Below are 22743 nucleotides of genomic sequence, written 5' to 3' on the forward strand. Positions count from 1 at the left end.
GCGTGGCACTCTGGTCGCAGGGGTCAGCGAGTCAGCCGAACCGAAGGAGTACGCGATGACGCGGACGGCCAGGGAACTGCTGGAGAGCACCACCGGAAAGCTCGCCCCCGACCCCCACGCCAACCGCCTCCTCCCGCTGATCGCCCGGGGCGCGGCCCGCCGCGACACACTCGCCGCCCTCGCCCTCGAACAGCGTCATGTCATCGCCGCGGACCGCCGAGCCTTCCTCCACCTGGCCGAACGCTCGGCCGCGGAGGGGACGACCGCCGGTCCCGAGTGCGCGGCCTTCTTCGGCGTGCTCGCGGAGGGCGAGACGCTGGCCCAGGGCCGGCTCGGGGCGTACGCCACGGCCTGCGGTGTGGACACGGCACGGGAGGCGGCGTACGAGCCCCTCGCCGACTGCCAGGCCTATCCCGCGTACGTCGCCTGGCTGGCCCTGAACGGCTCACCGGCCGCGGTGGTCCTCGCCCTCAGCGCCAACTTCGCGGCCTGGGGCGGCTATTGCGCCACGATCGCCGACTCCCTGCGCCGCCACTACGGTTTCGACGACGAGCCCTGCGGCTTCTTCGACTTCTTCGCCGAGCCCGCACCCGAGCTGGAGCAGAGGGCCTCGGCGGCCGTGCAGGCAGGACTCGACGCAGGAGGGCTGGACGAGAACGAGGTCCATCACTACGGCCGCCTGCTGCAGACCTACGAGACGAAGTTCTGGCACGCACTGTGGGAACTGGACCAGCGGGTCGCACCCTGAGGGGCACCCCTAGCCGGACGCACTCCCACTGCTGTGCGCGATGCACGCCACGTCAATACGGTCGGCAAGCTTCGCGAGCTCGATCGTGAGCGCGGCGACGGTGTCCTCGTCGAGGCCGTCCTGCCCCGCCTCCACCAGATGCAGCCACCGACCACCCATCGTTCGCAGGAGCTTGCTCACGTCGGCCGCGGAAACCTGCAAGGTACCGCGGTCGTCGACGATCAGAGGCAGGGTCACTTCGCGGTTCACAGAGGGGATCGTAGCTGCGGAACGCTCACGCTCCGTGCCATACGGTGGTGATGTTGCAGAACTCTCGGATTCCGTGTCCCGACAGCTCACGCCCGTAACCGGACCGCTTCACCCCGCCGAACGGGAACGCCGGGTGGGACGCCGTCATCCCGTTGACGTACACGCCGCCCGCCTCCAGATCACGAACGAAACGGTCGATCTCGGCCTCGTCCCGGGTCCACACGTTGGAACTCAACCCGAACGGCGTGTCGTTGGCGATGGCCACGGCCTCGTCGAGATCGGCGGCGCGGTAGAGCGTCGCCACCGGTCCGAAGGCCTCCTCCAGGTGGATGCGCATCTCGGGGGTGATGTCGGCGAGGACGGTCGGCGGGTAGTACCAGCCGGACCCGTCGGGGCGCTCCCCGCCGCACAGGACGGTGGCGCCGCTCTCGACGGCGTCGTCGACGAGCTCCTCCAGGTCGCCGCGGCCCTGTTCGGTGGAGAGCGGGCCGACGTCCGTGTTCTCGTCCAGGGGGTCGCCCACCGTCAGGGCCCTCATGCCCGCCGTGAAGCGCTCGGCGAAGGCGTCGAAGACGTCCGTGTGCACGATGAAGCGCTTGGCGGCGATGCACGACTGTCCGTTGTTCTGCACCCGGGCCGTCACGGCGATCTGCGCCGCCCGTTCGACGTCCGCCGACGGCATCACCACGTACGGGTCGCTGCCGCCGAGCTCCAGGACCGTCTTCTTGACCTCGTCCCCGGCGACCGAGGCGACCGCGCGGCCCGCCGGTTCGCTGCCGGTCAGGGTGGCCGCCTTGACCCGCGGGTCGCGCAGGATGTCCTCGACCGCGCCCGAGCCGATGAGCAGTGTCTGGAAACAGCCCTCCGGGTAGCCCGCCCGGCGGAACAGGTCCTCCAGATAGAGGGCGGTCTGCGGGACGTTCGAGGCGTGCTTGAGCAGGCCGACGTTGCCCGCCATCAGCGCGGGCGCCGCGAAGCGGATCACCTGCCAGAGCGGGAAGTTCCACGGCATGACCGCAAGCACCGGGCCGAGCGGGCGGTAGCGCACGAGGACGCGGGAGGCGCCGGAGTCCTTGGCGTCGGACGGGTCGCCCTCCTCGTCGGCGAGGAGTTCCTCGGCGTGGTCGGCGTACCAGCGCATCGCCTTCGCGCACTTGGCGGCCTCCGCGCGGGCCTGCTTGACCGGTTTGCCCATCTCGGTCGTCATCACGCGGGCGATGTCCTGCGCGTCGCCTTCCAGGAGGTCGGCGGCTCGGTGCAGTAGCTGTGCGCGCTCGGCGAACGAGGTTGTGCGGTGGGTGTGGAACGCCGCCTCTGCGGTTGCGAGGCGGTGTTCGATCTCCTCGGGGCTCAGGGCGTCATAGGTCTTGAGCGTTTCGCCGTTCGCCGGGTTCACCGTTGCGATGGGCATGGCTTTGACCTCCTGGTACGGGCTGTGACTTCGACAATCTCGCTCCGCGGGACGGGGCGCAACGCGGACGGGGGCCGCGTACCCGTGCGGGGGCCCGGCATGTGTGGCGTCCCGGGGGCGGTATTCGACGTGCGGGTCCGCCGTGGCTGGTCGCGCAGTTCCCCGCACCCCTGAAAGACAGGGGCGCGTCTCCTCAGCTCGTCTGTTCCGCGAGGCGGTCCAGGAACGTTGCCTGGGCCTTGACCAGCAGAGCCCGTGCCCGGTCAAGGTCCAGCCATTCCACTCTGTCCAGTTCGGGGAACTCCTGGACTCGGCCCGAGCCCCGCGGCCACTCCATCGTGAAGGTGCCGGGGACCGTCGTCGTCACGTCCAGGTCCGCCTCGACGGCCCAGACCGTGACGACCTTGCCGTTCGTCTGGGTGACCTCGCCGAGGGGGATGGGGTCGCCGTCGGGAGGCGGGAGCCCCAGTTCCTCCTCGAACTCTCGGCGTGCCGCGTCCCAGGCCGGTTCGTCGGGCTCGTACTCGCCCTTGGGCACGGTCCAGGCGCCGGCGTCGCGACGGGCGAAGAACGGGCCGCCCATGTGGCCCAGGAGCACCTCGACGCCGTGGTCGGTGCGGCGGAACAGGAGCAGGCCCGCGCTACGTTTCGCGGTGGCGGTCACGGGATGACCTCCGGGTGCGCGGCGAGCAGGGTCTCCACGGTGTCGGCCTGTGCCGGGGTCTTGTCCTCGCGGTAGCGGACGACCCGGGCGAAGCGGAGGGTGACGCCCGCCGGGTAGCGCGTCGAGCGCTGCAGACCGTCGTACGCGATCTCGACGACCAGTTCGGGACGGACGGTCACGACCCAGCCGTTGTCCTCGACGGCGAGTTCCTGGAGCCGCTCGGTCTGCCAGGCCAGCAGCGCGTCCGTCAGACCCTTGAAGGTCTTGCCCAGCATGGCGAAGGAACCGTCCGGATTGCGGGCGCCCAGATGCAGGTTGGAGAGCTTGCCGGTGCGCCGCCCGTGGCCCCACTCGGCGGCCAGCACGACCAGGTCCAGGGTGTGTACGGGTTTGACCTTCAGCCAGGAGGCACCGCGGCGGCCGGCGCTGTAGGGGGCGTCGAGGCCCTTGAGCACGACACCCTCGTGGCCGCGCTTCAGCGTGTCGGCGAGGAACTGTTCGGCGGCGCCCCGTGCCCGCGCGTCCGCCGGGTCGGCCACGAGGGTGCGGCGTACGCGCATCGGCTCGGGGACCAGACGGGCCAGCTCGGTGTGGCGGTCGGCGAACGGCAGGTCGAGCAGGTCGCGGCCGTCCACGGAGAGCGCGTCGAAGAAGACGGGGGAGACGGGGACGGCCTCGGCGGCCGTGGCGACGTCCACGCGGGAGCCCACGCGGCCCGCGATGTCCTGGAACGATCGCGGCCGCCCGCCCTCGTCGAACGCGATGACCTCACCGTCGAGGATGAAGTGCTCACCCTTCAACTCCCGTGCGGCCGAGGCAAGTTCGGGCAGTCGGTCCGTGATGTCGTCCAGTGTGCGGGTGTAGAGGCGTACGTCGTCGCCGTCGCGGTGGACCTGGACGCGGATGCCGTCCAGCTTCTCCTCGACCGCGCAGACGCCGAGCTTGTCGATCGCCTCGGCGACCGACGAGGCGCTGTGCGCGAGCATCGGCTGGACCGGGCGGCCGACGGTGAGCCGGAACTCGGCGAGAGACTCCGGCCCGTCGGCGAGCAGCCGCTCCGCCACGGTCTGGAGCGAACCCGCCAGCATCACCGCCCGCCGTACGTCGGCGGAGGGCGCGCCCGTCGCCTGGGCGAGGCCCTCCACGGCGACGGCGTCCAGGGCGCCCTGGCGCACCTCACCGCCGATCAGCCCGAGCAGGAACCGCTGCTCGGGCTCGGTGGACGCACCCATCAACTCACCGACCAGCCGCGCCCGTTCCGCCTGGGAGCCGGTACCGGAGACCTTGCCGAGGTCCGTGAGACGGGAGTCCACCTCCCGCACGGTCAGCGTGGGCTCCGCGGCGGGCGGGACCGGTGTGCCGAGGATCTTCCAGCCGATGCCGAGCCGCCCCTGGGGGAGGCGGCCCGCCAGATACGGGATGACGATCGGCACGTCGTCCGCCTCGGCGTCCCGGAACAGCTCCGCGAGCAGAGCCGTCTTCCGGGACCGCGCCGAGGTGGCGGCGACCTCCTGGGACACACGGGCGAGCCGGTGCAGCAGCATGCAGCCATGGTGCAACGGAGGCGCCCGATCCACACCCGCACGGCGGACACCCGCACGGCGGGGTCTTCGGGCTGTGGATCAAGGCTCGGGGCTTGGGGCTCACGGTCTCGGGCCAGCGGCGGCGCCCGCACGGCCGTGTCCCGGCTCCACCTCCGCGTGGCTACGGCTCGGGCCTGCGCCTACGCCCGCGCCCGCCCGGCTGCTTCTTCGGGCCGCGCCCACCCGGCCCACGCCTTCGGTCGGCGCCCGCACGGCCGGCGTCCGCGGGTCTGCTTCCGTCTACCGCCTACTGCCGTCTGCTTCGAGCTACGCCCGCACGGCCGCGTCGAGGTCCGTGAAGAGCAGTTCGCCGTTGATCGTGGCTCCCGCCCGGTAGCCGCCGCTCGCCGCGTTCACCACCTGTTCGCCGAAACCGATCGCGTTGCCCGCCGCCCAGACGCCGGGCACGCTGGTCAGACCCGTCGGGTCGACCACGGCGTACGTGCCGAACGGTGTCTCCTGCAGTTCGGCGCCGAGCCGTTCCAGAAGGCCGGTGCGCGGGACCGCCCGGGGTGCGACGAACAGGACCGAGCGCTCGTGCGTCGTGCCGTCCGCGAGCCGGATCCCGGTGAGCCGGTCGTCGTCGACGACCAGCCCGGCGACCTCGCCCGGCACCACGTCGACTCCGGCGGCGGCGAGCCTGCGCAGATCCTCGTCCGCGAGTTCGTCCTCGGCGACCGTGTGCAGGAAGAGGGTCACGTCCTTCGACCACTGGGAGACCATCAGCGCCTGGTGGACGCCCATCGGGGTCGTGGCGAGCACGCCGAAGGCCTGGTCCCGTACCTCCCAGCCGTGGCAGTAGGGGCAGTGCAGCACGTCCCGGCCGAAACGCTCGGCGACCCCCGGCACCTTCGGCAGTTCGTCCGCGAGGCCGGTGGCGACGACCAGCCGGCGTCCGTGCACCGTGCGCCCGCCTTCGAGCGTCACGTCGAACTCCCCGTCCGCGTCCTTGGCCACGTCGACCGCCCGGTCCCGGACGAGTTCGACGCCGTAGCGCGCGATCTCCTCGCGTCCCACGGCGAGGAACTCCGCCGGAGACATGCCGTCCCGCGACAGATAGCCCTGCATGTGTGCGGCGGGCGCGTTGCGCGGCTCGCCCGTGTCGATCACGAGCACACTCCGCCGTGCGCGTCCCAGGACGAGCGCGGCGGACAGTCCGGCCGCGCCGCCTCCGACGACGACCACTTCGTACCTCTCGGTCATGGTGACCACCTCCACTGAGAAGGTCGCCCACCTCCTGCCGTATTGACAAACATCTTTGCCGAAACTGCAATGAAGAGATGAGCGAGCGCGATGAGCACCAGAAGCACGGGGAGACCGCCGCGGACACCGGGCCCGACGCCGATACCGACACCGACGACGTCCTCGCGGAGGTCGGACCGCGGCTGCGCCGCATCCGCAAGGAGCGGGGCGCCACCCTCGCGGGTCTGTCCTCCGCCACCGGAATCTCCGTGAGCACCCTGTCCCGCCTGGAGTCCGGGCTGCGCAAACCCAGCCTGGAACTCCTGCTGCCCATCGCCCGCGCCCACCAGGTGCCCCTCGACGAGCTCGTCGGGGCCCCGGAGGTGGGCGACCCCCGCATCCGCGCGGCGAAGCCCATCGTCATGCACGGCCGTACGCACTGGCCGCTCACCCGCCAGCCCGGCGGTCTCCAGGCCTACAAGGTGCTCGAACCGCGGCGGAAGCAGGAGCCGGACCCGCGGACGCACGAGGGCTATGAGTGGCTGTACGTCCTCTCCGGGCGGCTGCGCCTGGTGCTCGGCGAGCACGACGTCGTACTCGGCCCGGGGGAGGCCGCCGAGTTCGACACGCGTGTGCCCCACTGGTTCGGGTCGACGGGGGAGGGGCCGGTGGAGTTCCTGAGCCTCTTCGGGCGGCAGGGGGAGCGGATGCATGTACGGGCGCGCCCGAAGCGGCGTGGCGAAGACGACTGACAACGGCCTACGCGGAGTGTTCCCAGGGTGGCAAGCGACCGCTTAGTATGCAATCGACCCCGGTCAGACAAAGCAGTCCCGTGGAGGCTCCGCATGCAGGCATGGCAAGTGCACGAGATCGGCGAGCCGAGCGAGGTGATGCGGCTTGAGGACGTGGAGCGGCCCACGCCCGGTGACGGCCAGGTCCTGCTCAAGGTGCGCGCCGCGAACATCAACTTCCCGGACGCCCTGATGTGCCGCGGGCAGTACCAGGTCAGGCCGCCCCTGCCGTTCACGCCGGGCGTGGAGATCTGCGGCGAGACCGAGGACGGGCGGCGCGTCATCGCCAACCCGGCGCTGCCGTACGGCGGCTTCGCCGAGTACGCCGTCGCGGACGCCGCCGCTCTCCTGCCCGCGCCCGACGCTCTGGACGACGCCGAGGCGGCCGCGCTGCACATCGGCTACCAGACGGGCTGGTTCGGACTGCACCGGCGGGCTCGCCTGGAGGCCGGGGAGACGCTGCTCGTCCACGCTGCCGCCGGAGGGGTCGGCAGCGCGGCCGTGCAGCTCGGGAAGGCCGCGGGCGCCAAGGTCATCGGCGTCGTGGGCGGCGCCGACAAGGCGGCCGTCGCCCGTGAGCTGGGCTGCGACGTCGTCGTGGACCGGCGTGCCGAGGACGTCGTCGCCGCGGTGAAGGAGGCCACCGGAGGCCGCGGCGCCGACGTGATCTACGACCCCGTCGGTGGTGACGCCTACACGCAGTCCACCAAGGTCGTGGCCTTCGAGGGCCGCATCGTGGTCGTGGGCTTCGCGAGCGGCAGCATCCCGAGCCCGGGCCTCAACCACGCGCTGGTGAAGAACTACTCGATCCTGGGCCTGCACTGGGGCCTCTACAACACCAAGGACCCGAAGCTGGTCCTGCGCTGCCACGAGGAGCTGACCGAGCTGGCAGCCAGGGGCGGGATCAAGCCGCTCGTCAGCGAGCGCGTGCCGCTGGGCGGGGCCGCCGCCGCGGTGCAGCGGGTCGCCGACGGCGTCACCACCGGTCGGGTCGCCGTGGTGCCCTCCCTCGACGAGAACGGAGCCGTCGCATGACCGACGCCGCGAGCAGGAGCGGGGCGATCGACGCCGCCGGACTGCGCCGCCGCACCCAGGAGTTGCTGGCCGCGCATCCGGTGGCCGGCACCGGCCGGGTGGACTTCCTCAAGGCCCGATTCGACGCCGGACTCGCCTGGGTGCACTACCCGCAGGGCCTCGGCGGACTCGGTGCGCCGCGTTCCCTCCAGGCCGTCGTGGACGCCGAGTTGGAGGCCGCGGGCGCGCCCGACAACGACCCGCGGCGCATCGGCATCGGCCTCGGCATGGCCGCGCCGACGATCCTCGGCTTCGGCACCGAGGAGCAGAAGAGCCGCTTCCTCAGGCCTCTCTGGGTCGGCGAGGAGGTCTGGTGCCAGCTGTTCAGCGAGCCGGGCGCGGGGTCGGACCTCGCCGCGCTCGGTACCAGGGCAGTGCGTGACGGCGACGACTGGGTGGTCAACGGCCAGAAGGTGTGGACGTCCAGCGCCCACCTCGCCCGCTGGGCCATCCTCATCGCCCGTACCGACCCGGACGCGCCCAAGCACCGCGGCATCACGTACTTCATCTGCGACATGACCGACCCCGGTGTCGAGGTGCGGCCGCTGCGCCAGATCACCGGTGAGGCCGAGTTCAACGAGGTGTTCCTCACCGACGTCCGCATCCCCGACGCGCACCGCCTCGGTGAGGTCGGCGACGGCTGGCGGGTCGCGCAGACCACGCTCATGAACGAGCGCGTCTCCATCGGCGGCATGCGCATCCCGCGCGAGGGCGGCATGATCGGCCCGGTCTCCAAGACCTGGCGCGAGCGCCCCGATCTGCGCACCCACGACCTGCACCAGCGGCTGCTCACGCTGTGGGTGGAGGCCGAGGTCGCACGGCTCACCGGCGAGCGCCTGCGCCAGCAGCTCGTCGCGGGCCAGCCGGGTCCCGAGGGCTCCGGCATGAAGCTGGCGTTCGCCCGCCTCAACCAGGAGATCAGCGGCCTGGAGGTCGAACTCCTCGGTGAGGAGGGCCTGTTGTACGAGGACTGGACGATGCGCCGTCCCGAACTCGTCGACTTCACCGGCCGTGACGCCGGCTACCGCTACCTCCGCTCGAAGGGCAACAGCATCGAGGGCGGGACCAGCGAGGTCCTGCTGAACATCGTCGCCGAACGCGTGCTGGGCCTGCCCTCCGAGCCGCGCACCGACAAGGACGTCGCCTGGAAGGACCTCGCCCGATGAGCGCCCCCGACCTGCTGTACTCGGAAGAGGAAGAGGCGCTGCGCGCCGCCGTCCGCGACCTCCTCGCGGACCACTGCGACGCGCCGGGCGTCATCGCCCGCACGGAGTCGGACCGGCCGCACGACCCCGAGTTGTGGAAGGCCCTCTCGGACGGCATGGGCCTCGCGGGCCTCCTCGTCCCGGAGGCGCAGGGCGGCCAGGGTGCCACGCACCGTGAAGTCGCCGTCGTCCTGGAGGAGTTGGGCCGCGCGGTCGCTCCCGTCCCGTATCTGACGAGTGCCGTCGTCGCGACCGAGGCGCTGCTCGCGTGCGGGTCCGACGAGGCCGCCGAGCTGCTCACCGCCCTCGCGTCCGGCCGCACGATCGGCGCACTCGCGGTGGCGCTGTCCGCCGGGCCCGGGGCGCCCCACAAGTCCGTAAGCCACGAAGGCGGCGCTCTGCACGGGGAGTTGACCGGCATCGCGGACGCGGTCGCCGCGGACGTGCTGCTCGTGCCGGCGGAGGACGGTGGGCTGTACGCCGTGGAGGCCGGTGCCGAAGGCGTCACGGTCACCCCGCAGGTCTCCCTCGACCTGACCCGGCCGGTCGCCACGGTCACGCTCGACGGGGCCCCGGCGCGCCTCCTCACCCCGGATTCCGCACCGGCCGTACGGCGTGCTCTGCGCGCCGGAGCCGGACTGCTCGTCTCCGAGCAACTCGGCCTCGCCGACTGGTGCTTGACGGAGACGGTCCGCTATCTGAAGGAGCGCAAGCAGTTCAACCGCCCGGTCGGCGGCTTCCAGGCGCTCAAGCACCGGCTCGCCGCGCTGTGGCAGGAGGTCGTGGGCACGCGCGCCGCGGCCCGCAACGCCGCCGACGCGCTGGCCGCCGGGAGCCCGGACGCCGATGTGGCGGTCGCCGTGGCCCAGGCCTACGCGTCGCCCGTCGCGGTGCACGCGGCCGAGGAGGCGGTCCAGCTGCACGGCGGTATCGGTATGACCTGGGAGCACCCGGTCCACCTCTACCTGAAACGCGCCAAGGCCGACTCGATCGCGTACGGCACCGGGGGCGCCCACCGCGAGGCACTGGCCGGTCTGGTGGACCTCCAGGCCCCCTGACCTCGCCCTGATCCACTCCCGCCGATGGCACGAAGGCCCGCTCCGACCCCCCGGACAGGAGCGGGCCTTCGCTTTACCCACCTCCCCCATCATGCATAATTGCGAACTGTTCGCAATAACTGTTGATGTTCATTAGAGGTGGGGGCGGCATGAGGGCCCGATCGATACGAGGCATGGGCACCCTGGCGACGGCCGCCGCTCTGGCGACCGTCGCCTCCGCGTGTTCGGCGCCCGGCGAGGGCGACAGCGGGGCTGCGGCGACCTCGGCCGTCGTCGGCATCGCCTACGAACCGGAGACCCTGAGCCCCCTCCTCGGCTTCGGCAAGGACGGCAACTCCAAGATCTTCGACGGGCTGCTCACCCACGACGCCGACCTGAAGCTGAAGCCCGCGCTCGCCGCCGCACTGCCGAAGGTGAGCGACGACGGACGCACGTACACCTACGCGCTGCGCGAGGGCGTGAAGTTCAGCGACGGGGAGCCGTTCACCGCGAAGGACGTGGTCTTCACCTACGAGACCATCCTCGACGAGAGGACCAACAACGCCTCCAAGGGCGAGCTCGACGCGATAGAGAGCGTCGAGGCGAAGGGCGACGACACGGTCGTCTTCCGGCTCAAGTACCCCTACGCCCCCTTCGCGGAGCGCACGGTGCTGCCCATTGCGCCCGAGCACATAGCCGGCGGCCAGGACGTCAACACGGGGGCGTTCGGATCGAAGCCCGTCGGTACCGGCCCCTACAAGCTGGCCAAGTGGTCCAAGGGCGAACAGCTCGTCCTGGAGGCCAACTCCGGCTACTGGGGCGGCACTCCGAAGATCGAGCGCTTCACCATGGCGATCATCAAGGACGACGACGTACGCGCCACCCGGCTGCAATCCGGCGACCTCGACGGCGCGATCCTGCCGCCCAACCTCGCCAAGGCCTTCCAGGGGTCGGGGCAGAAGACGTACGCGGCCAAGAGCTTCGACTACCGCACGGTCACCCTGCCCACCGGCAACAAGGTCACCGGGAACACCGCCGTGCGCCGCGCCCTCGACATCGCCGTCGACCGGAAGGCCATGGTCGACGGCATCCTCGAAGGCGCCGGCAAGGTGGCCTACGGACCCGTCCCGACGGACAGCGAGTGGTTCACCGAGGGCACCGAGCGGACGTACGACCCGAAGAAGGCGCGGACGGTCCTCGACGCGGCCGGCTGGAAGCCGGGCAAGGACGGGATCCGCGTGAAGGACGGCGTCCGCGCGAGCTTCCCGCTCTGGTACGTCTCCGGCGACAAGCTCCGTCAGGACCACGCCCTCGCGTACGCCTCCGACGCCAAGAAGATCGGCGTCGAGGTCGAGGTGCAGGCGGGCACCTGGGAGGTCATCGAGCCGCGCATGCCCAAGGACGCGGTGCTCGCGGGCGGCGGCTCACCGGCCGACCCCGACTTCGACCAGTACCCGCTCCTCAGGTCGGACCTCGCGGGCGACGGCTTCAACAACATGGGCTGGTACGACAACGCCACCGTCGACCGCGCCCTGAAGGCCGGCCGCGAGAGCGGCGAGCCGGCAGAGCGCAAGACCGCCTACGACACCGTGCAGCGCGAGCTGGTGAAGAACCCCGGCTACACCTTCCTGACCCACATCGACCATCTGTACGTGGTCGACGACCGCTTCGGCGACCTGTCCACGCAGGTCGAACCGCACGACCACGGTCTCGCCGCGGGCCCGTGGTGGAACGTCGAGGACTGGCGGCCGTGAGCCGTCCGCCGTGGCGCCCCATGGCGCGGCTGGCGGGACGGCGGGCCCTGTTCGCCGCCCCCGTCCTCGGGATCGTCACGTTCGGGGTCTTCGCGATCGCCGCGGCCTCCCCGTTCGACCCCGTCAAGGCGTACGCGGGCACGGCCGGACTCAGCGCCTCGCAGGAGACGCTCGACCAGCTGCGCGCCAACCTCGGCGCCGATGAACCGCTCGTCACCCGGTGGTGGAACTGGCTGACGTCCGCCGTGCAGGGCGACCTCGGCGACTCCAGCGCCCTGCGGCAGCCGGTCGCCGACGTGATCGCCGAACGCGTCGGCTGGTCGGTGCTGCTGGCCTCCACCGCCTTCCTCGTGGCCGTCCTGCTGGGCGGGCTGCTCGGCGTCCTCGCCGCGCGCCGGCCGGGCGGCTGGACGGACAGGGCCGTCACCTCGCTCGCGTACACCCTGGAGGCCGCGCCGCCGTTCTGGCTGGGCCTGCTCGTGATGTGGTTCTTCGCCCTGAAACTGGGTGTACTGCCCGCCGGCGGCCTGACGGACACCGGCAGCACGGTCGTCACGGCCGACCAGGTCGCACGCCATCTCGTCCTGCCCGCAGGCGTGTTGGCCCTCTCGCAGCTGCCCTGGTTCGTGCTGTACGTCCGGCAGGGGGTCGGCGACGCACTCCAGGAGGACCCCGTACGCGGTGCACGCGCGCGTGGACTCGCCGAGCGCACCGTCCTGTTGGCGCACGCCCTGCGCTCCGGAATGCTGCCGGTCCTCACGCTCATCGGCTCGCGCGTGCCCGAACTCATCACCGGCGCACTGCTCGTGGAGACCGTCTTCAGCTGGCCCGGCATCGCCGCGGCGACCGTCGAGGCCGCCACCGCCGTCGACTTCCCGCTGCTCGCCGCACTGACCGTGCTCGCCACGATCGCCGTGCTGGTGGGGAACCTCCTCGCGGACGTGCTGTATGGGCTCGCGGACCCGAGGGTGGGTTTCGATGGCTGAGACGACCAAGACGACCAAGACGACGGGGGCTTCGGGGGCGACCGAGGCCGTCGAGACGGCTGAGGTATGGCGCACGCGTGCGGTCGTACGGAGTTCCACGCGCGCGTGGCGGGTGCGCGGCTCGGCGGCCGCCGTGGCCGTGATGGTGCTGGCCGTGCTGCTCGTGCCGCCGTTGGTCCAGCTCGACCAGCAGGCCGTGGACCTGGCAGCCAAGCTCCAACCGCCTTCCCTGGCCCACCCGTTCGGGACCGACGACGTGGGACGGGATCTGCTGCTGCGCTGTGTCTACGGGCTGCGGGTCTCGCTGCTGGTCGGTGTGGTCGCGGCCGTGGTGTCCACCGTGGTCGGCACTGCCGTGGGCGCGGTCGCGGGTGCGTTCGGGGGATGGGCCGACCGGCTGGTGATGCGGCTCGTGGACGTGTTCGCGTCCGTGCCGCACCTGCTCCTCGGCATCTTCATCGTCGCCATGTTCCGGCCCGGTGTGTGGCCGGTCGTCGTCTCGGTGGCGCTCACCCACTGGCTGTCGACGGCCCGGATCGTCCGCGCGGAGATCCTCTCCCTGCGCTCCCGGCCGTACGTCGACGCCGCGATCTCGGGCGGTGCCTCGCGCTACCGGGTGGTGGTACGGCACCTGCTGCCCGGCGTACTGCCCCAGGCCGGACTCGCCGCCGTCCTCATGGTGCCGCACGCCGTCTGGCACGAATCCGCCCTGTCCTTCCTCGGGTTGGGGCTGCCCACCCATCAGGCCAGCCTCGGCACGCTGGTGCAGAGCGCACGTGGATCGCTGCTCGCCGGCGACTGGTGGCCCACCCTCTTCCCCGGGCTGTGCGCCGTCGCCGCCACCCTCGCCATCGCCGGGCTCGCGGGCGCCTGGCGCGAACGGCTCAACCCGCGAAGCCGATCGGAGCTGATGCTGTGACACCGGAAGCCGATGGCATGAACGTCCTCTCGGTGCGTGGGCTCTCCGTGCGCTTCCGGATGCGCGACCGGGCGTACGTACGGGCCGTCACGGATGTCTCCTTCGATCTCGCGGCGGGGGAGTGCCTGGCCCTCGTCGGCGAGAGCGGCTGCGGCAAGTCGGTGCTCGCCTCCGCGCTGCTCGGCCTGCTCCCGGGCAACGCCTCGGTCGCGGGTTCGGCGTTGCTCGGCGGCGACGGACTCGACCTGCTGGCCGCGGACGAGCGGGTGCTCGCCCGAGAGGTACGCGGTCGGCGCGTCGGACTCGTACCGCAGAGTCCCGCGGCGCACCTCACCCCGGTTCGGACCGTACGGTCCCAGCTCGCCGAGGCTGTAAGGGAGTTGACGGGGACGTCCGGCGAAGGCGCGGTGGCCGCCGCGGAGCGGGCCGCGTTTCCCGTGGACCATCTCGACCGCTACCCGCACGAGTTGTCCGGCGGGCTCGCCCAACGGGCCGCCACCGCGCTCGCCCTCGTCGGAGACGCGCCCCTGCTGCTCGCCGACGAGCCGACCACCGGGCTCGACCGCGACCTCGTCGAGCACACCGTCGACGAACTCCGCCGCCACACCGGGGACCACCGTGCCCTGCTGCTGATCACCCACGACCTGGCGGCGGCCGAGCGGATCGCCGACCGGGTCGCCGTGATGTACGGGGGGCGCGTGGTGGAGATCGCCGGGGCGGCCGAGTTCTTCGGAGCGCCGGGGCCGCGGCACCCGTACGCACGCGGTCTGCTGAACGCACTCCCGGAGCGGGAGTTCACTCCGATCCCGGGCATGCCGCCGGAACTCGGCGCGCTCCCGGAGGGGTGCGCCTTCGCCGCGCGGTGCGGACGGGTGAGCGAGGCGTGCCGGGTCCTGCCGGAGTTCGTGGCGGGCGTGGCCTGCCATCACGTGGGTCACATGGATGAGGTGGAGGTGGCGCGTGCGTGACCAGGAGGGGCACATGCGTTGTCGGGAGGTGGCGCGTGCTTGAGCTGCGGTCCGTCACGGCCGGGTACGACCGGCGCGCCCCCGTCGTCCGCGAGGTCTCACTGACCGTGAACGCAGGGGAGGCCGTGGGGCTCCAGGGGCCCAGCGGCTGCGGCAAGTCCACGCTGGCCCGGGTCGCCGCGCTGCTGCACCGGCCCGACTCCGGCGAGGTCGTCATGGACGGCGAGCCGGCCCGCGGCTGGCGTCATCGGGCGCCGCGCGCCCAGCGCACCGCCTTCGGGGTCGTCTTCCAGCAGCCACGCCTCTCGGCGGACCCGCGCCTGCGGCTCGCGGACCTGATCGCCGAACCGCTCCGGGCCACCGGCCGACCGACCGACGGCGTACGGGAGTTGGCCGAAACCGTGGGGCTCGGAGCGGACCTGCTGGGCCGTCGGCCGCACGAGGTCAGCGACGGTCAGCTGCAGCGGGCCTGTCTCGCACGGGCGCTCGCGCTGCGGCCGCGCTGGCTCGTCTGCGACGAGATGACGGCGATGCTCGACGCCTCGACCACGGCCGCGCTGGTCGGCGTCGTGGAGACCTACCGGCGGGAGAGCGGGGCCGGACTGCTGGCCGTCGGGCACGACCGGGTGCTGCTGGAGCGGTGGTGCGACCGGACGGTCGGCTGGGCCGAGTTGACCTCGGTGTGAACGTCCGCCGGAGGAGGTCGGGCGAAGTGAACGCACAGCGGCAGTCCGGCCAACTCCCCGCACGGCCCTGCTCCTTGAACCCCCTGAGGACCGATACTCGCTGAGGCCCATACGGCACTCTCAGGGAGGCAGACATGGCCCTCACCACCCGTCGCAGAGCCCTCACCACCCTCGCCGCCGCGGTGGCGGGCAGCGTCGCCGTGCCCGCGTACGCGCAGGCGACCGAGGGCGGACACCGGCCGCGCCCGCTGTGGCGCGCCCACGCGCACAACGACTACCTCCACCCCCGGCCCCTCCTCGACGCGCTCGACCACCGCTTCGGGAGCGTCGAGTCGGACATCTTCCTCGTCGGGAACCAGCTCCTGGTCGCCCACGACCCGGTCGAGCTCGACCCGACCCGGACCCTGGAATCCCTCTACCTCGCCCCCCTCGCGGCCCGGGTGAAGGCCAACCGCGGCTCGGTGTACCGGGGGCAGCGCAAGCCGGTCCAGCTGCTCATCGACATCAAGACCGAGGGCGCGTCCACGTACCAGGAGCTCGATCGCCAACTGCGCCGCTACCGGCACCTGTTCACGACGTACGCCCACGGCCGGGTCTTCCCCGGCGCGGTGACGGCCGTGATCTCCGGTGACCGCGCGGCCCGTGTCCCGATGGAGGCCCAGACCGTGCGGCGGGCCTTCTACGACGGCCGCCTTCTCGACCTGCTGGCCCCCGTCCCGGCCCCGGCCTCCTTCATCCCGCTGATCAGCGACAACTGGACGCTCAACTTCACCTGGCAGGGCGTCGGCACGTTCCCCGAGGTGGAGCGCCAGAAGCTGCGCGGCATCATCGCGGCGGCGCACTCCCGAGGGCAGAAGGTCCGCTTCTGGGCCACCCCCGATCTGGCGGGCCCCGCCCGTGACGCGGTGTGGGGCGAACTCCTCGCCGCCGACGCCGACTACTTCAACACCGACGACCTCGCAGGTCTCGAAGCGTTCCTGGACGCCCACAAGTAGGTCCACGAGCGGGCGTAGGCCAGCGATCACCAACCGACGGGCGCAGCCCAGCGCTTTCACGCGCAGTCAACACACGTTCGGCGGACACGTCAGCGACCCGGACGAACCCCCCGCTACGCCACACTTGCGGCCGAAAGCCGCGGTGTGGACGTGGCGGAGGAGGTTGACGATGGCCATTTCCATCTCTGTGGTCCTGTTGCTCTTGATCCTTGCGGTGGTCTTCCTCCGCAACGGCGCGCTGAAGCTCTCGCACGCCGTGGTCTGTGTGCTGCTCGGCTTCTATCTCGCGAGCACGAGCATGGCGCCGACCATCCACAACGGGCTCACGGCGACCGCCGACGTCGTCAGCAGCCTCAGGCCGTGAGCCCGTGGCGGAGGTGGGGCACGCGGCTCACGACCGCGAGAACACGCCGATCCCGTTGGGCACCGGCCTCTCCGCCCCGCCGCTGGGATGGTTGCGCACGGTCGCCGTCGTCGAGCCCGGCTCCCGGGCGGCCAGCGTGCTGGAGCCGCCGCCGTCGAGGCTGAAGGCGTCCACGGAACCCAACCCCCGCATGGTGTCGGCGACTTCCGCGATGGTGAGTCCGGTGCGGAACTCGGGTGCCCCGTCCAGCGCGAGCAGCAGGAGCCGGCGGCCGCCGTCCGAGATGCCCGCGGCGGTCCGTACCGCCGCGGTCGTGGTGTCGAGCCCCGCGAGCGGTTGACCGCCCCTGAGGACCGGATAGCCGCCGATCACGAACCGGTACGGGATCCTCGACGCGGCCGCCACCAGCCGGTGCCGCACCACGACCCGCTCACCCAGGGTCAGCTTCCGCAGTTGCTGGGCGCCCGCCTCACGGCCGACCAGGACAGTGGTGCCGGAAGCGATGGGTCCGTTGCCGGGTGTGTCGGCCGATGACACGACCCGGCCCTCCCGGACGGTCACCTCATGGGTGTCCGTACTGCAGGGCGCGGCCCGGTCGGTGTCCGTCCCGCAGGTGGCCCGCACCCGAGAGGGGGTGCCCCAGTCCGAGGTGAACGCGCCGACGGAGCCGACCGGCAGCGCGTACTGGTTGAGCCCGCCGAGCGGGAGGCGCGCCTCGGCGGTGGTGACCGACCCGTCGAGGGCGAGGCTGTCGAGGCGGGCCCGATGGTCCGTGCCCACGCCGAGTACGTCCCGGGTGCTCGTGCCGGGCGGCAGGGCGGGGCCGAAGCGCTGGCCGTCGGGGACCGCCGCCTTGAGCGTGCGCCCGCCCGCGATCGCCGGACCGACGGACGCGCCGGTCGCCTCGACCCCTGGGTGCTGGGTCTCGGTGATGTTGAAGAAGTCGCCGTTGACGCCCGCGACGGCACCCTGTGTGTCGGCCAGCCGCGAAACGGGCGCCCGTGCCGCCACCGCGCCGGGGTGCAGCAGGTCGACACTCACCCGCGGATTGCGGAGATCGACGCTGAGCACATGTGCGTGCGCCACACCCTTGGAGGCCGGGATATCGAACTCGGTGTAGCGCACGCCGGGTGCGAGCCGGTGGAAACCCGGCGGGCCGCCGTCCGGCGCGCCACTGGCCGGTGCCGCCCCTGCCAGGGCGGCGCCGGCCAGTGCGCTCCATGCCGCTACAACCGTCAGTGCGGTTCTGAGTCGTCCGGTGCGTCGTCTCACGCTGCCCCTGCTCTCTCCGCTGTCTCCTCAAATGGCCCAGGACACAAGGGAGTTCACCACAGAGCAGGTGGCGTGACGACGACTACGTGCCGACGAGACGCGAACGGGTCAGGAAACGCACCCCTTCGGGTGCCTCCAGCGAGAAACCACTGCCCCTCCCCTCCACCACGTCGACGATCAGCCGGGTGTGACTCCACACCTCGTACTGGCTCCGCGACATCCAGAACGTCACCGGCTCCTCGACGCCGTCGACGGCCAGCGAGGCGAGCAGTACATCGGAGTCGCCCGTCCGGAACTCGCCCTCCGGGTAGCACATGGGCGCGCTGCCGTCGCAGCAACCGCCGGACTGATGGAACATCAGCGGACCGTGGGCGGCCCGCAGTCGGCGCAGCAGCTCGGCGGCGGCGGGCGTCAGCTCCACGCGCGGGGCGGATGGGATCACCGTGCATCACTCCTCATCGCTTCGAGGCGTACCGGACCAGGTCCTGACCGCTGTCGCGGACCCTACCGAGGGCGACGGACGGGCGTCAGGCCCGCGTCAGGAGATCGTTCCGGACCGCTGCCCTCCGTGGTGCGGCGCATGCGTTGCGTCAAGGGGGCTGGTTGATTGATTCACCTTGGGGTTATGTTTTGGTGGCTTGCATCATCCGATCCGTCATCCGACCGGAGGACAGTCGACGTGATCCACCCCCTGCCCGCCGCGTTCGACGGTCCCGGTCTGCCCGTCGATCTGGACGAGGCCGCCCACCGCTGCCTCGTCGCCGGTTTCGAGGGGACCGCGAGCGTCCCCGCCACACTGAAACGGCTCGTCGACCGGGGGCTCGGCGGTGTCATCCTGTTCACCCGCAACGTGCGCGACGCCGAACAGGTGCGCCGGCTCACCGACGAACTGCGGGCCATACGCCCCGACCTGATCGTCGGCATCGACAACGAGGGCGGCGGCATCGGCCACCTGGTGGGCGCGGGCGCACCCGACGTCCCCGGCAACCTCGCGCTCGGCGTCGTCGACGACACGGATCTCACCGCCCGCTGCGCCGACGCGCTCGCCGGACACCTCGCCACCCTCGGCATCACCGCCTCGTACGCGCCGGTCGCCGACCTCCAGCACCACCCGGACAACCCGATCGTGCGCACCCGCTCCTTCGGCGCCGACCCCGAGCTCGTCGGCCGCCACCTGCGCGCGTGGATCACCGCCACCGAGGCCCGCGGTGTCGCCTCCTGCGCCAAACACTTCCCCGGCCACGGCGGCACCGTGACCGACAGCCACCACGACACCGCCCTCGACCCGCGGCCGTACGACGAACTGCTCCCCGACCTCGAAGCGTTCCGCGCGGCCGTCGCGGCGGGCGTTCCGATGCTGATGAGCGCCCATGTCGTGTTCCCGGCGCTCGACCCGAACCGCCCGGCCACGCTGAGCCGCCGCATCCTGCGCGATCTGCTCCGCGACGACATCGGCTTCGACGGGGTGCTGGTCAGCGACGCGCTGGAGATGAAGGCGATCGCCGACCGCTACGGGGAGGCCGCCGGGGCCCGGATCGCCCTCACCGCGGGAGCCGACCAGGTCATCGTCGCCGTACCGGACCTGGAGACCACGCTGGCCTGCCGAGACGCGGTACTCGGCGCGCTGCGCACCGGAGCGCTGCCCGACGAGCGCGTGTGGGAGGCCGCCGGGCGGGTCCGCCTCCTCGCCGAGCGGTACGCGACGCCGGCCGCTCCGGGCACGGTCGCCGCATGGGACTCCGGGGCCGGAGCGGAGGCGGCCCGCCGGGCCGTACGCGGCCGGTCCGGCGGCCCCTCAGTGGTCGGTGCCCATGTCGTCGACCTCTTCCCGCCCCCGCACCCCGCGCTCAACTGGGGTGGCGAGGACCTGCTGACCGAGCTGCGCGCCGTCGACCCCACGGCCTCGGGAACCGCGGTCACCGGGGAGCCGGCCGACCCGGCGGCCCTCGTCACCGGGATCCTGCGGTGGGCCGAGGGCTCCCCCCTGATCGTCGCCACATACGACGCCGGGCTGCACCCCTGGCAGGCCCGCCTCCGTGACTCCCTGCTGGCCCGGCGCCCGGACGCCGTACGGGTCTCCACCGGGCTCCCCGAGGACGGGGACGACCTGTGCTCGTACGGGCGGGGCCGGGTCAACCTGCGGGCACTGGCGGAGGCGCTGGCTGGCGAGTAGCCGCTCACCGGCGCGCTCCGCCGCCTTCGACCTGCTTCCGCGTTCCGTCACCCTTGCCTGGACCGGCGTCCGTGTCCGCGTCCCGTCACGTTCACGGCTCCGGCGTCCGGCGTCCGGCCCGGTCGTCACGGATTCCGTACGAGATCCGTGATGCCCCGGGCCGAAAGGTGGTCGGCGTCGTCCGCGTGCGAGGCCAGGACCACCGTCGGGCGGACGCCCTGGCTCCGCAGCCACATCCACGCCTCGAAGTACGCGCCGCCCGGACCCGAGACGGAGCGGGTGGCGGGCGTGCAGTCCAGGACCAGGGCCAGGTCGCGCGGCTGTGCGGGCTGGGGCTTGGCGCGCACCTCGGCGACGGCGTCGGCGAACGCGGTGGCGATCGGCTTGGGGCGGCCGGAGGAGTCGAAGAGGCCCAGGGTGTACTCCAGTTCCGGGTAGTCGGCCAGGGAGCGGTCCACGTCGTGGGAGCACCACCAGGTCACGCCCCACAGCCCTGCGCACTCCGAGGCGTTGAGCACGGTGGTGCGGGCGAACTCGGGTGCGTCGGCCGCCGGGATGTGCGGCGCGGGCGCACCGGTCTCCTGCACCCAGACGGGCCGGGTCACGTCCTCGGCGTAGGCCTTGGCGAGCTCCACGCCGTACTCGGCGAGGTGCAGGACCTGCGGCGAGAGGGGGCCGTAACGGCGTGCGCAGTCGCCCGAGAAGACCCACGGGTGGACGGTGGTCAGGTCGCCCTTGCGGGCCGAGGCCTCCGGGGTGAACGGGTGGTCGTCGCCGTACCAGGCCGCGTCGTACGCGGAGTGTGTGACGAGGCGGCCGGGCGGGGCCGCGGACAGACCGTCCCGGGCGGCGGCGAGGAGCGTGTCGAGGTAGTGGTCCACCTCCGCGACGGTCACCGGGTTGTGCTCGACCAGGTTGTTGAGCTCGTTGCCGAGCTGGAGGCCGATGAGGTTGGGCCGGTCGGCGAGCGCGCGGCCGAGGACGCGCAGCAGCTCCGCCTGGGCCTCGATGGCCTCGGAGTCCGTGAACACGTTGCGGTGGTGCCAGCTGCGGGTCCACTCCGGATAGAAGTCGAAGCTCGACAGGTGGCCCTGCACTCCGTCCACGAGGACGTCGAGACCGGCCTCCGCCGCCAGGTCGACGAGCTGGACCAGCTGGTCGACGGCCGCGCCGCGGATCAGCGTGCGGTTGGGCTGCAGGAGCGGCCAGAGGTGGAAGACACGGATGTGGTCCAGACCGAGCCCGGCTATCTGGGCGAGGTCCTCACGGGCGTGGACCGGATCGAAGTCGTGCCAGGAGTGGAACCAGCCGCGGCGGGGCGTGTAGTTCACGCCGAAGCGGGGCGCGGGGGCGCTGGGTACGGGGGGAGTGCTGATGGGGTCCTCCTCGGAAACCTGTGCCGACGCGCGGCCGGGGCTTGTTCTCGGCGAATGTATCAACCACCATGGTCGCCAATGAACAATGATTTGAACCAGGATTCAGGGCGGGGGCGGGGTCGGGTGCAGGATCGCGTGCGGAACCGGGACCTCGTGGTGGGTCTGGACGCCGGCGGCACCCGTACGCGCGCCGTCCTGGCGTCCGCCGTGGACGGTCGCGTGCTCGGCCAGGGTGTCGCGGGACCCGGCAACGCCCTGACCGTCCCGGTGCCGCTGCTCACCGAACACCTGGCCGAGGCCGTCGCCCGGGCGGTGCCGGAGGCGGACCGCGCCAGGGTCGTCGCCGTGGCCGGCGGCTTCGCGGGCGCGGCGGAGACCGCCCCGGACGAGCCCGGCCGCCTCAATGCCCTGGCCGCGCTCACCGCCGCACTGCGACGCCTGGGCATCGCGGCGGACTCGGTCGACGTCAGCAGCGACATCGAGGCGGCCTTCGCCTCCGCCCCCGGCACCCCGGCCGACGGGCTGGCCCTGGTCGCCGGCACCGGTGTGGTCGCGATGCGTATCAGGGACCGCCGTTGCGCGGTGACCGTCGGCGGTGACGGCTGGCTGCTCGGGGACGACGGCGGAGGCTTCTGGATCGGCCGCAGCGCGGTACGGGCGGCGCTGCGCATGGCGGACGGCCGCGGCGGCCCCACGACGCTGGCCGACGCGGTCGGCCGGGCACTGGGGTTGCCGGCCGAGGCGCTGCCGTACGCCGAGGCGTGGCCGAATGGACACACCGGCGACCCGAACAGCCCCAACAGCCCGAACCACGCGGGCGGTCCCCTCAGCGCCGGCGCCGCCGCCTCCGCCCGCGAGCGGCACCCGGCGGAGCCGGAGTGGTCGCCCGACCGGCGCGCGGCCTACCGGATGCACCTGCTGCCCGCCGTCATGGCCGAGCCCCCGATCCACCTCGCCCGCCTCGCCCCGCTGGTCGCCGAGGCGGCCCGGCACAAGGACGCCGTCGCGCGGGCGATCCTCGACGAGGCGGCGGACCACCTGCTGGAGCCGGTCCGCACGCTGGAACCCCGCCAGGGCGAGCGGATCGTCGCCACCGGCGGGCTGCTCGGCCCCGAAGGACCCTTGACCGTTCCTCTGAACGAGCGCCTCAAGGCACTCGGCCTGACGCTGGACTGGGTGGCGGACGGCTGCGGCGGAGCAGTCGCCCTCGCCCGGCTCGGGCACGGCCGCTCGGCACCCTCCGCCCCGGCCACCTGACCGGTAGGCCCCCTCGAAGCTCCACGCGACAACAGCATGGAAGGACCGG

At 72.4% G+C, this 22743-nt stretch carries 22 protein-coding genes; 14 read left to right on the forward strand and 8 right to left on the reverse strand.

Translation table 11 applies throughout. From position 1 onward, the window contains the following. Positions 1–55 precede the first annotated feature (55 nt). The gene (locus tag ACZ5VQ_RS25600) at positions 56–748 is read left to right on the forward strand and encodes a transcriptional regulator (protein WP_469106899.1); all 693 of its coding nucleotides are present in this window, start codon (positions 56–58) and stop codon (positions 746–748) included. A gap of 9 nt (positions 749–757) precedes the next feature. Here the strand turns inward: ACZ5VQ_RS25600 and ACZ5VQ_RS25605 are convergent, their stop codons facing one another. The 5 genes from ACZ5VQ_RS25605 to ACZ5VQ_RS25625 form a co-directional block, all read right to left on the reverse strand. Further along, positions 758–997, reverse strand: a complete 240-nt coding sequence (locus tag ACZ5VQ_RS25605; protein WP_055617065.1) for a DUF6213 family protein — start codon at positions 995–997, stop codon at positions 758–760. Positions 998–1022: 25 nt separating this feature from the next. Further along, the gene (locus ACZ5VQ_RS25610; RefSeq protein ID WP_469106900.1) at positions 1023–2408 is read right to left on the reverse strand and encodes an NADP-dependent succinic semialdehyde dehydrogenase; all 1386 of its coding nucleotides are present in this window, start codon (positions 2406–2408) and stop codon (positions 1023–1025) included. Positions 2409–2601: 193 nt separating this feature from the next. After that, the gene (locus tag ACZ5VQ_RS25615) at positions 2602–3072 is read right to left on the reverse strand and encodes an NUDIX hydrolase (protein ID WP_469106901.1); all 471 of its coding nucleotides are present in this window, start codon (positions 3070–3072) and stop codon (positions 2602–2604) included. Next, entirely contained in the window at positions 3069–4616 is a 1548-nt protein-coding gene (locus ACZ5VQ_RS25620; RefSeq protein ID WP_469106902.1) for an ATP-dependent DNA ligase, read from the reverse strand. Before ACZ5VQ_RS25620 ends, ACZ5VQ_RS25615 begins: the two co-directional genes overlap by 4 nt. A 306-nt stretch (positions 4617–4922) precedes the next feature. Further along, complete coding sequence (locus ACZ5VQ_RS25625; protein ID WP_469106903.1) at positions 4923–5858, reverse strand: NAD(P)/FAD-dependent oxidoreductase; 936 nt, start codon at positions 5856–5858, stop codon at positions 4923–4925. Between the two features lie 77 nt (positions 5859–5935). Between ACZ5VQ_RS25625 and ACZ5VQ_RS25630 the strand changes: the two genes are divergently transcribed. The 11 genes from ACZ5VQ_RS25630 (at position 5936) to ACZ5VQ_RS25680 (ending at position 16616) form a co-directional block, all read left to right on the forward strand. Then, positions 5936–6589 (forward strand): helix-turn-helix domain-containing protein, encoded by a 654-nt coding sequence (locus ACZ5VQ_RS25630; protein ID WP_469106904.1) that lies wholly within the window; start codon positions 5936–5938, stop codon positions 6587–6589. A gap of 93 nt (positions 6590–6682) precedes the next feature. Further along, complete coding sequence (locus tag ACZ5VQ_RS25635) at positions 6683–7663, forward strand: NADPH:quinone oxidoreductase family protein (RefSeq protein WP_469106905.1); 981 nt, start codon at positions 6683–6685, stop codon at positions 7661–7663. Then, the gene (locus ACZ5VQ_RS25640; RefSeq protein WP_469106906.1) at positions 7660–8868 is read left to right on the forward strand and encodes an acyl-CoA dehydrogenase family protein; all 1209 of its coding nucleotides are present in this window, start codon (positions 7660–7662) and stop codon (positions 8866–8868) included. The genes ACZ5VQ_RS25635 and ACZ5VQ_RS25640 overlap by 4 nt, the downstream gene beginning before the upstream one ends. Further along, positions 8865–9965 carry an acyl-CoA dehydrogenase family protein gene (locus ACZ5VQ_RS25645; RefSeq protein WP_469106907.1) on the forward strand — a complete coding sequence of 367 codons (1101 nt, stop codon included), beginning with the start codon at positions 8865–8867 and terminating at the stop codon, positions 9963–9965. The genes ACZ5VQ_RS25640 and ACZ5VQ_RS25645 overlap by 4 nt, the downstream gene beginning before the upstream one ends. Before the next feature lie 149 nt (positions 9966–10114). Beyond that, on the forward strand, positions 10115–11698 hold the full coding sequence (locus ACZ5VQ_RS25650) for an ABC transporter substrate-binding protein (RefSeq protein WP_469106908.1): 1584 nt from the start codon (positions 10115–10117) through the stop codon (positions 11696–11698). Positions 11699–11718: 20 nt separating this feature from the next. Further along, positions 11719–12684, forward strand: a complete 966-nt coding sequence (locus tag ACZ5VQ_RS25655; protein ID WP_469106958.1) for an ABC transporter permease — start codon at positions 11719–11721, stop codon at positions 12682–12684. Continuing rightward, positions 12677–13603, forward strand: a complete 927-nt coding sequence (locus tag ACZ5VQ_RS25660; protein WP_469106909.1) for an ABC transporter permease — start codon at positions 12677–12679, stop codon at positions 13601–13603. The genes ACZ5VQ_RS25655 and ACZ5VQ_RS25660 overlap by 8 nt, the downstream gene beginning before the upstream one ends. Before the next feature lie 17 nt (positions 13604–13620). Next, on the forward strand, positions 13621–14571 hold the full coding sequence (locus ACZ5VQ_RS25665; RefSeq protein ID WP_469106910.1) for an ABC transporter ATP-binding protein: 951 nt from the start codon (positions 13621–13623) through the stop codon (positions 14569–14571). A gap of 35 nt (positions 14572–14606) precedes the next feature. Further along, entirely contained in the window at positions 14607–15257 is a 651-nt protein-coding gene (locus tag ACZ5VQ_RS25670) for an ABC transporter ATP-binding protein (protein WP_469106911.1), read from the forward strand. 134 nt (positions 15258–15391) lie between these two features. Continuing rightward, on the forward strand, positions 15392–16252 hold the full coding sequence (locus ACZ5VQ_RS25675; protein ID WP_469106912.1) for a phosphatidylinositol-specific phospholipase C/glycerophosphodiester phosphodiesterase family protein: 861 nt from the start codon (positions 15392–15394) through the stop codon (positions 16250–16252). A 169-nt stretch (positions 16253–16421) separates the two neighbouring features. Further along, a complete protein-coding gene (locus ACZ5VQ_RS25680) occupies positions 16422–16616 on the forward strand; it encodes a hypothetical protein (RefSeq protein WP_055611237.1) in 195 nt (64 codons plus the stop codon). Between the two features lie 27 nt (positions 16617–16643). Here the strand turns inward: ACZ5VQ_RS25680 and ACZ5VQ_RS25685 are convergent, their stop codons facing one another. Then, on the reverse strand, positions 16644–17888 hold the full coding sequence (locus tag ACZ5VQ_RS25685) for a phosphodiester glycosidase family protein (protein WP_469106913.1): 1245 nt from the start codon (positions 17886–17888) through the stop codon (positions 16644–16646). 82 nt (positions 17889–17970) lie between these two features. Continuing rightward, the gene (locus ACZ5VQ_RS25690) at positions 17971–18327 is read right to left on the reverse strand and encodes a DUF779 domain-containing protein (RefSeq protein ID WP_362069436.1); all 357 of its coding nucleotides are present in this window, start codon (positions 18325–18327) and stop codon (positions 17971–17973) included. Positions 18328–18567: 240 nt separating this feature from the next. Between ACZ5VQ_RS25690 and ACZ5VQ_RS25695 the strand changes: the two genes are divergently transcribed. Then, entirely contained in the window at positions 18568–20061 is a 1494-nt protein-coding gene (locus ACZ5VQ_RS25695; RefSeq protein WP_469106914.1) for a glycoside hydrolase family 3 N-terminal domain-containing protein, read from the forward strand. Positions 20062–20186: 125 nt separating this feature from the next. Here the strand turns inward: ACZ5VQ_RS25695 and ACZ5VQ_RS25700 are convergent, their stop codons facing one another. Next, the gene (locus ACZ5VQ_RS25700; protein ID WP_469106915.1) at positions 20187–21392 is read right to left on the reverse strand and encodes a glycoside hydrolase 5 family protein; all 1206 of its coding nucleotides are present in this window, start codon (positions 21390–21392) and stop codon (positions 20187–20189) included. Positions 21393–21572: 180 nt separating this feature from the next. Here ACZ5VQ_RS25700 and ACZ5VQ_RS25705 point away from each other — a divergent pair, with 180 nt between their 5' ends. Beyond that, on the forward strand, positions 21573–22694 hold the full coding sequence (locus tag ACZ5VQ_RS25705) for a BadF/BadG/BcrA/BcrD ATPase family protein (RefSeq protein ID WP_469106916.1): 1122 nt from the start codon (positions 21573–21575) through the stop codon (positions 22692–22694). Positions 22695–22743 lie beyond the last annotated feature (49 nt).

The organism is Streptomyces sp. NPDC033178 (genome assembly GCF_055577685.1).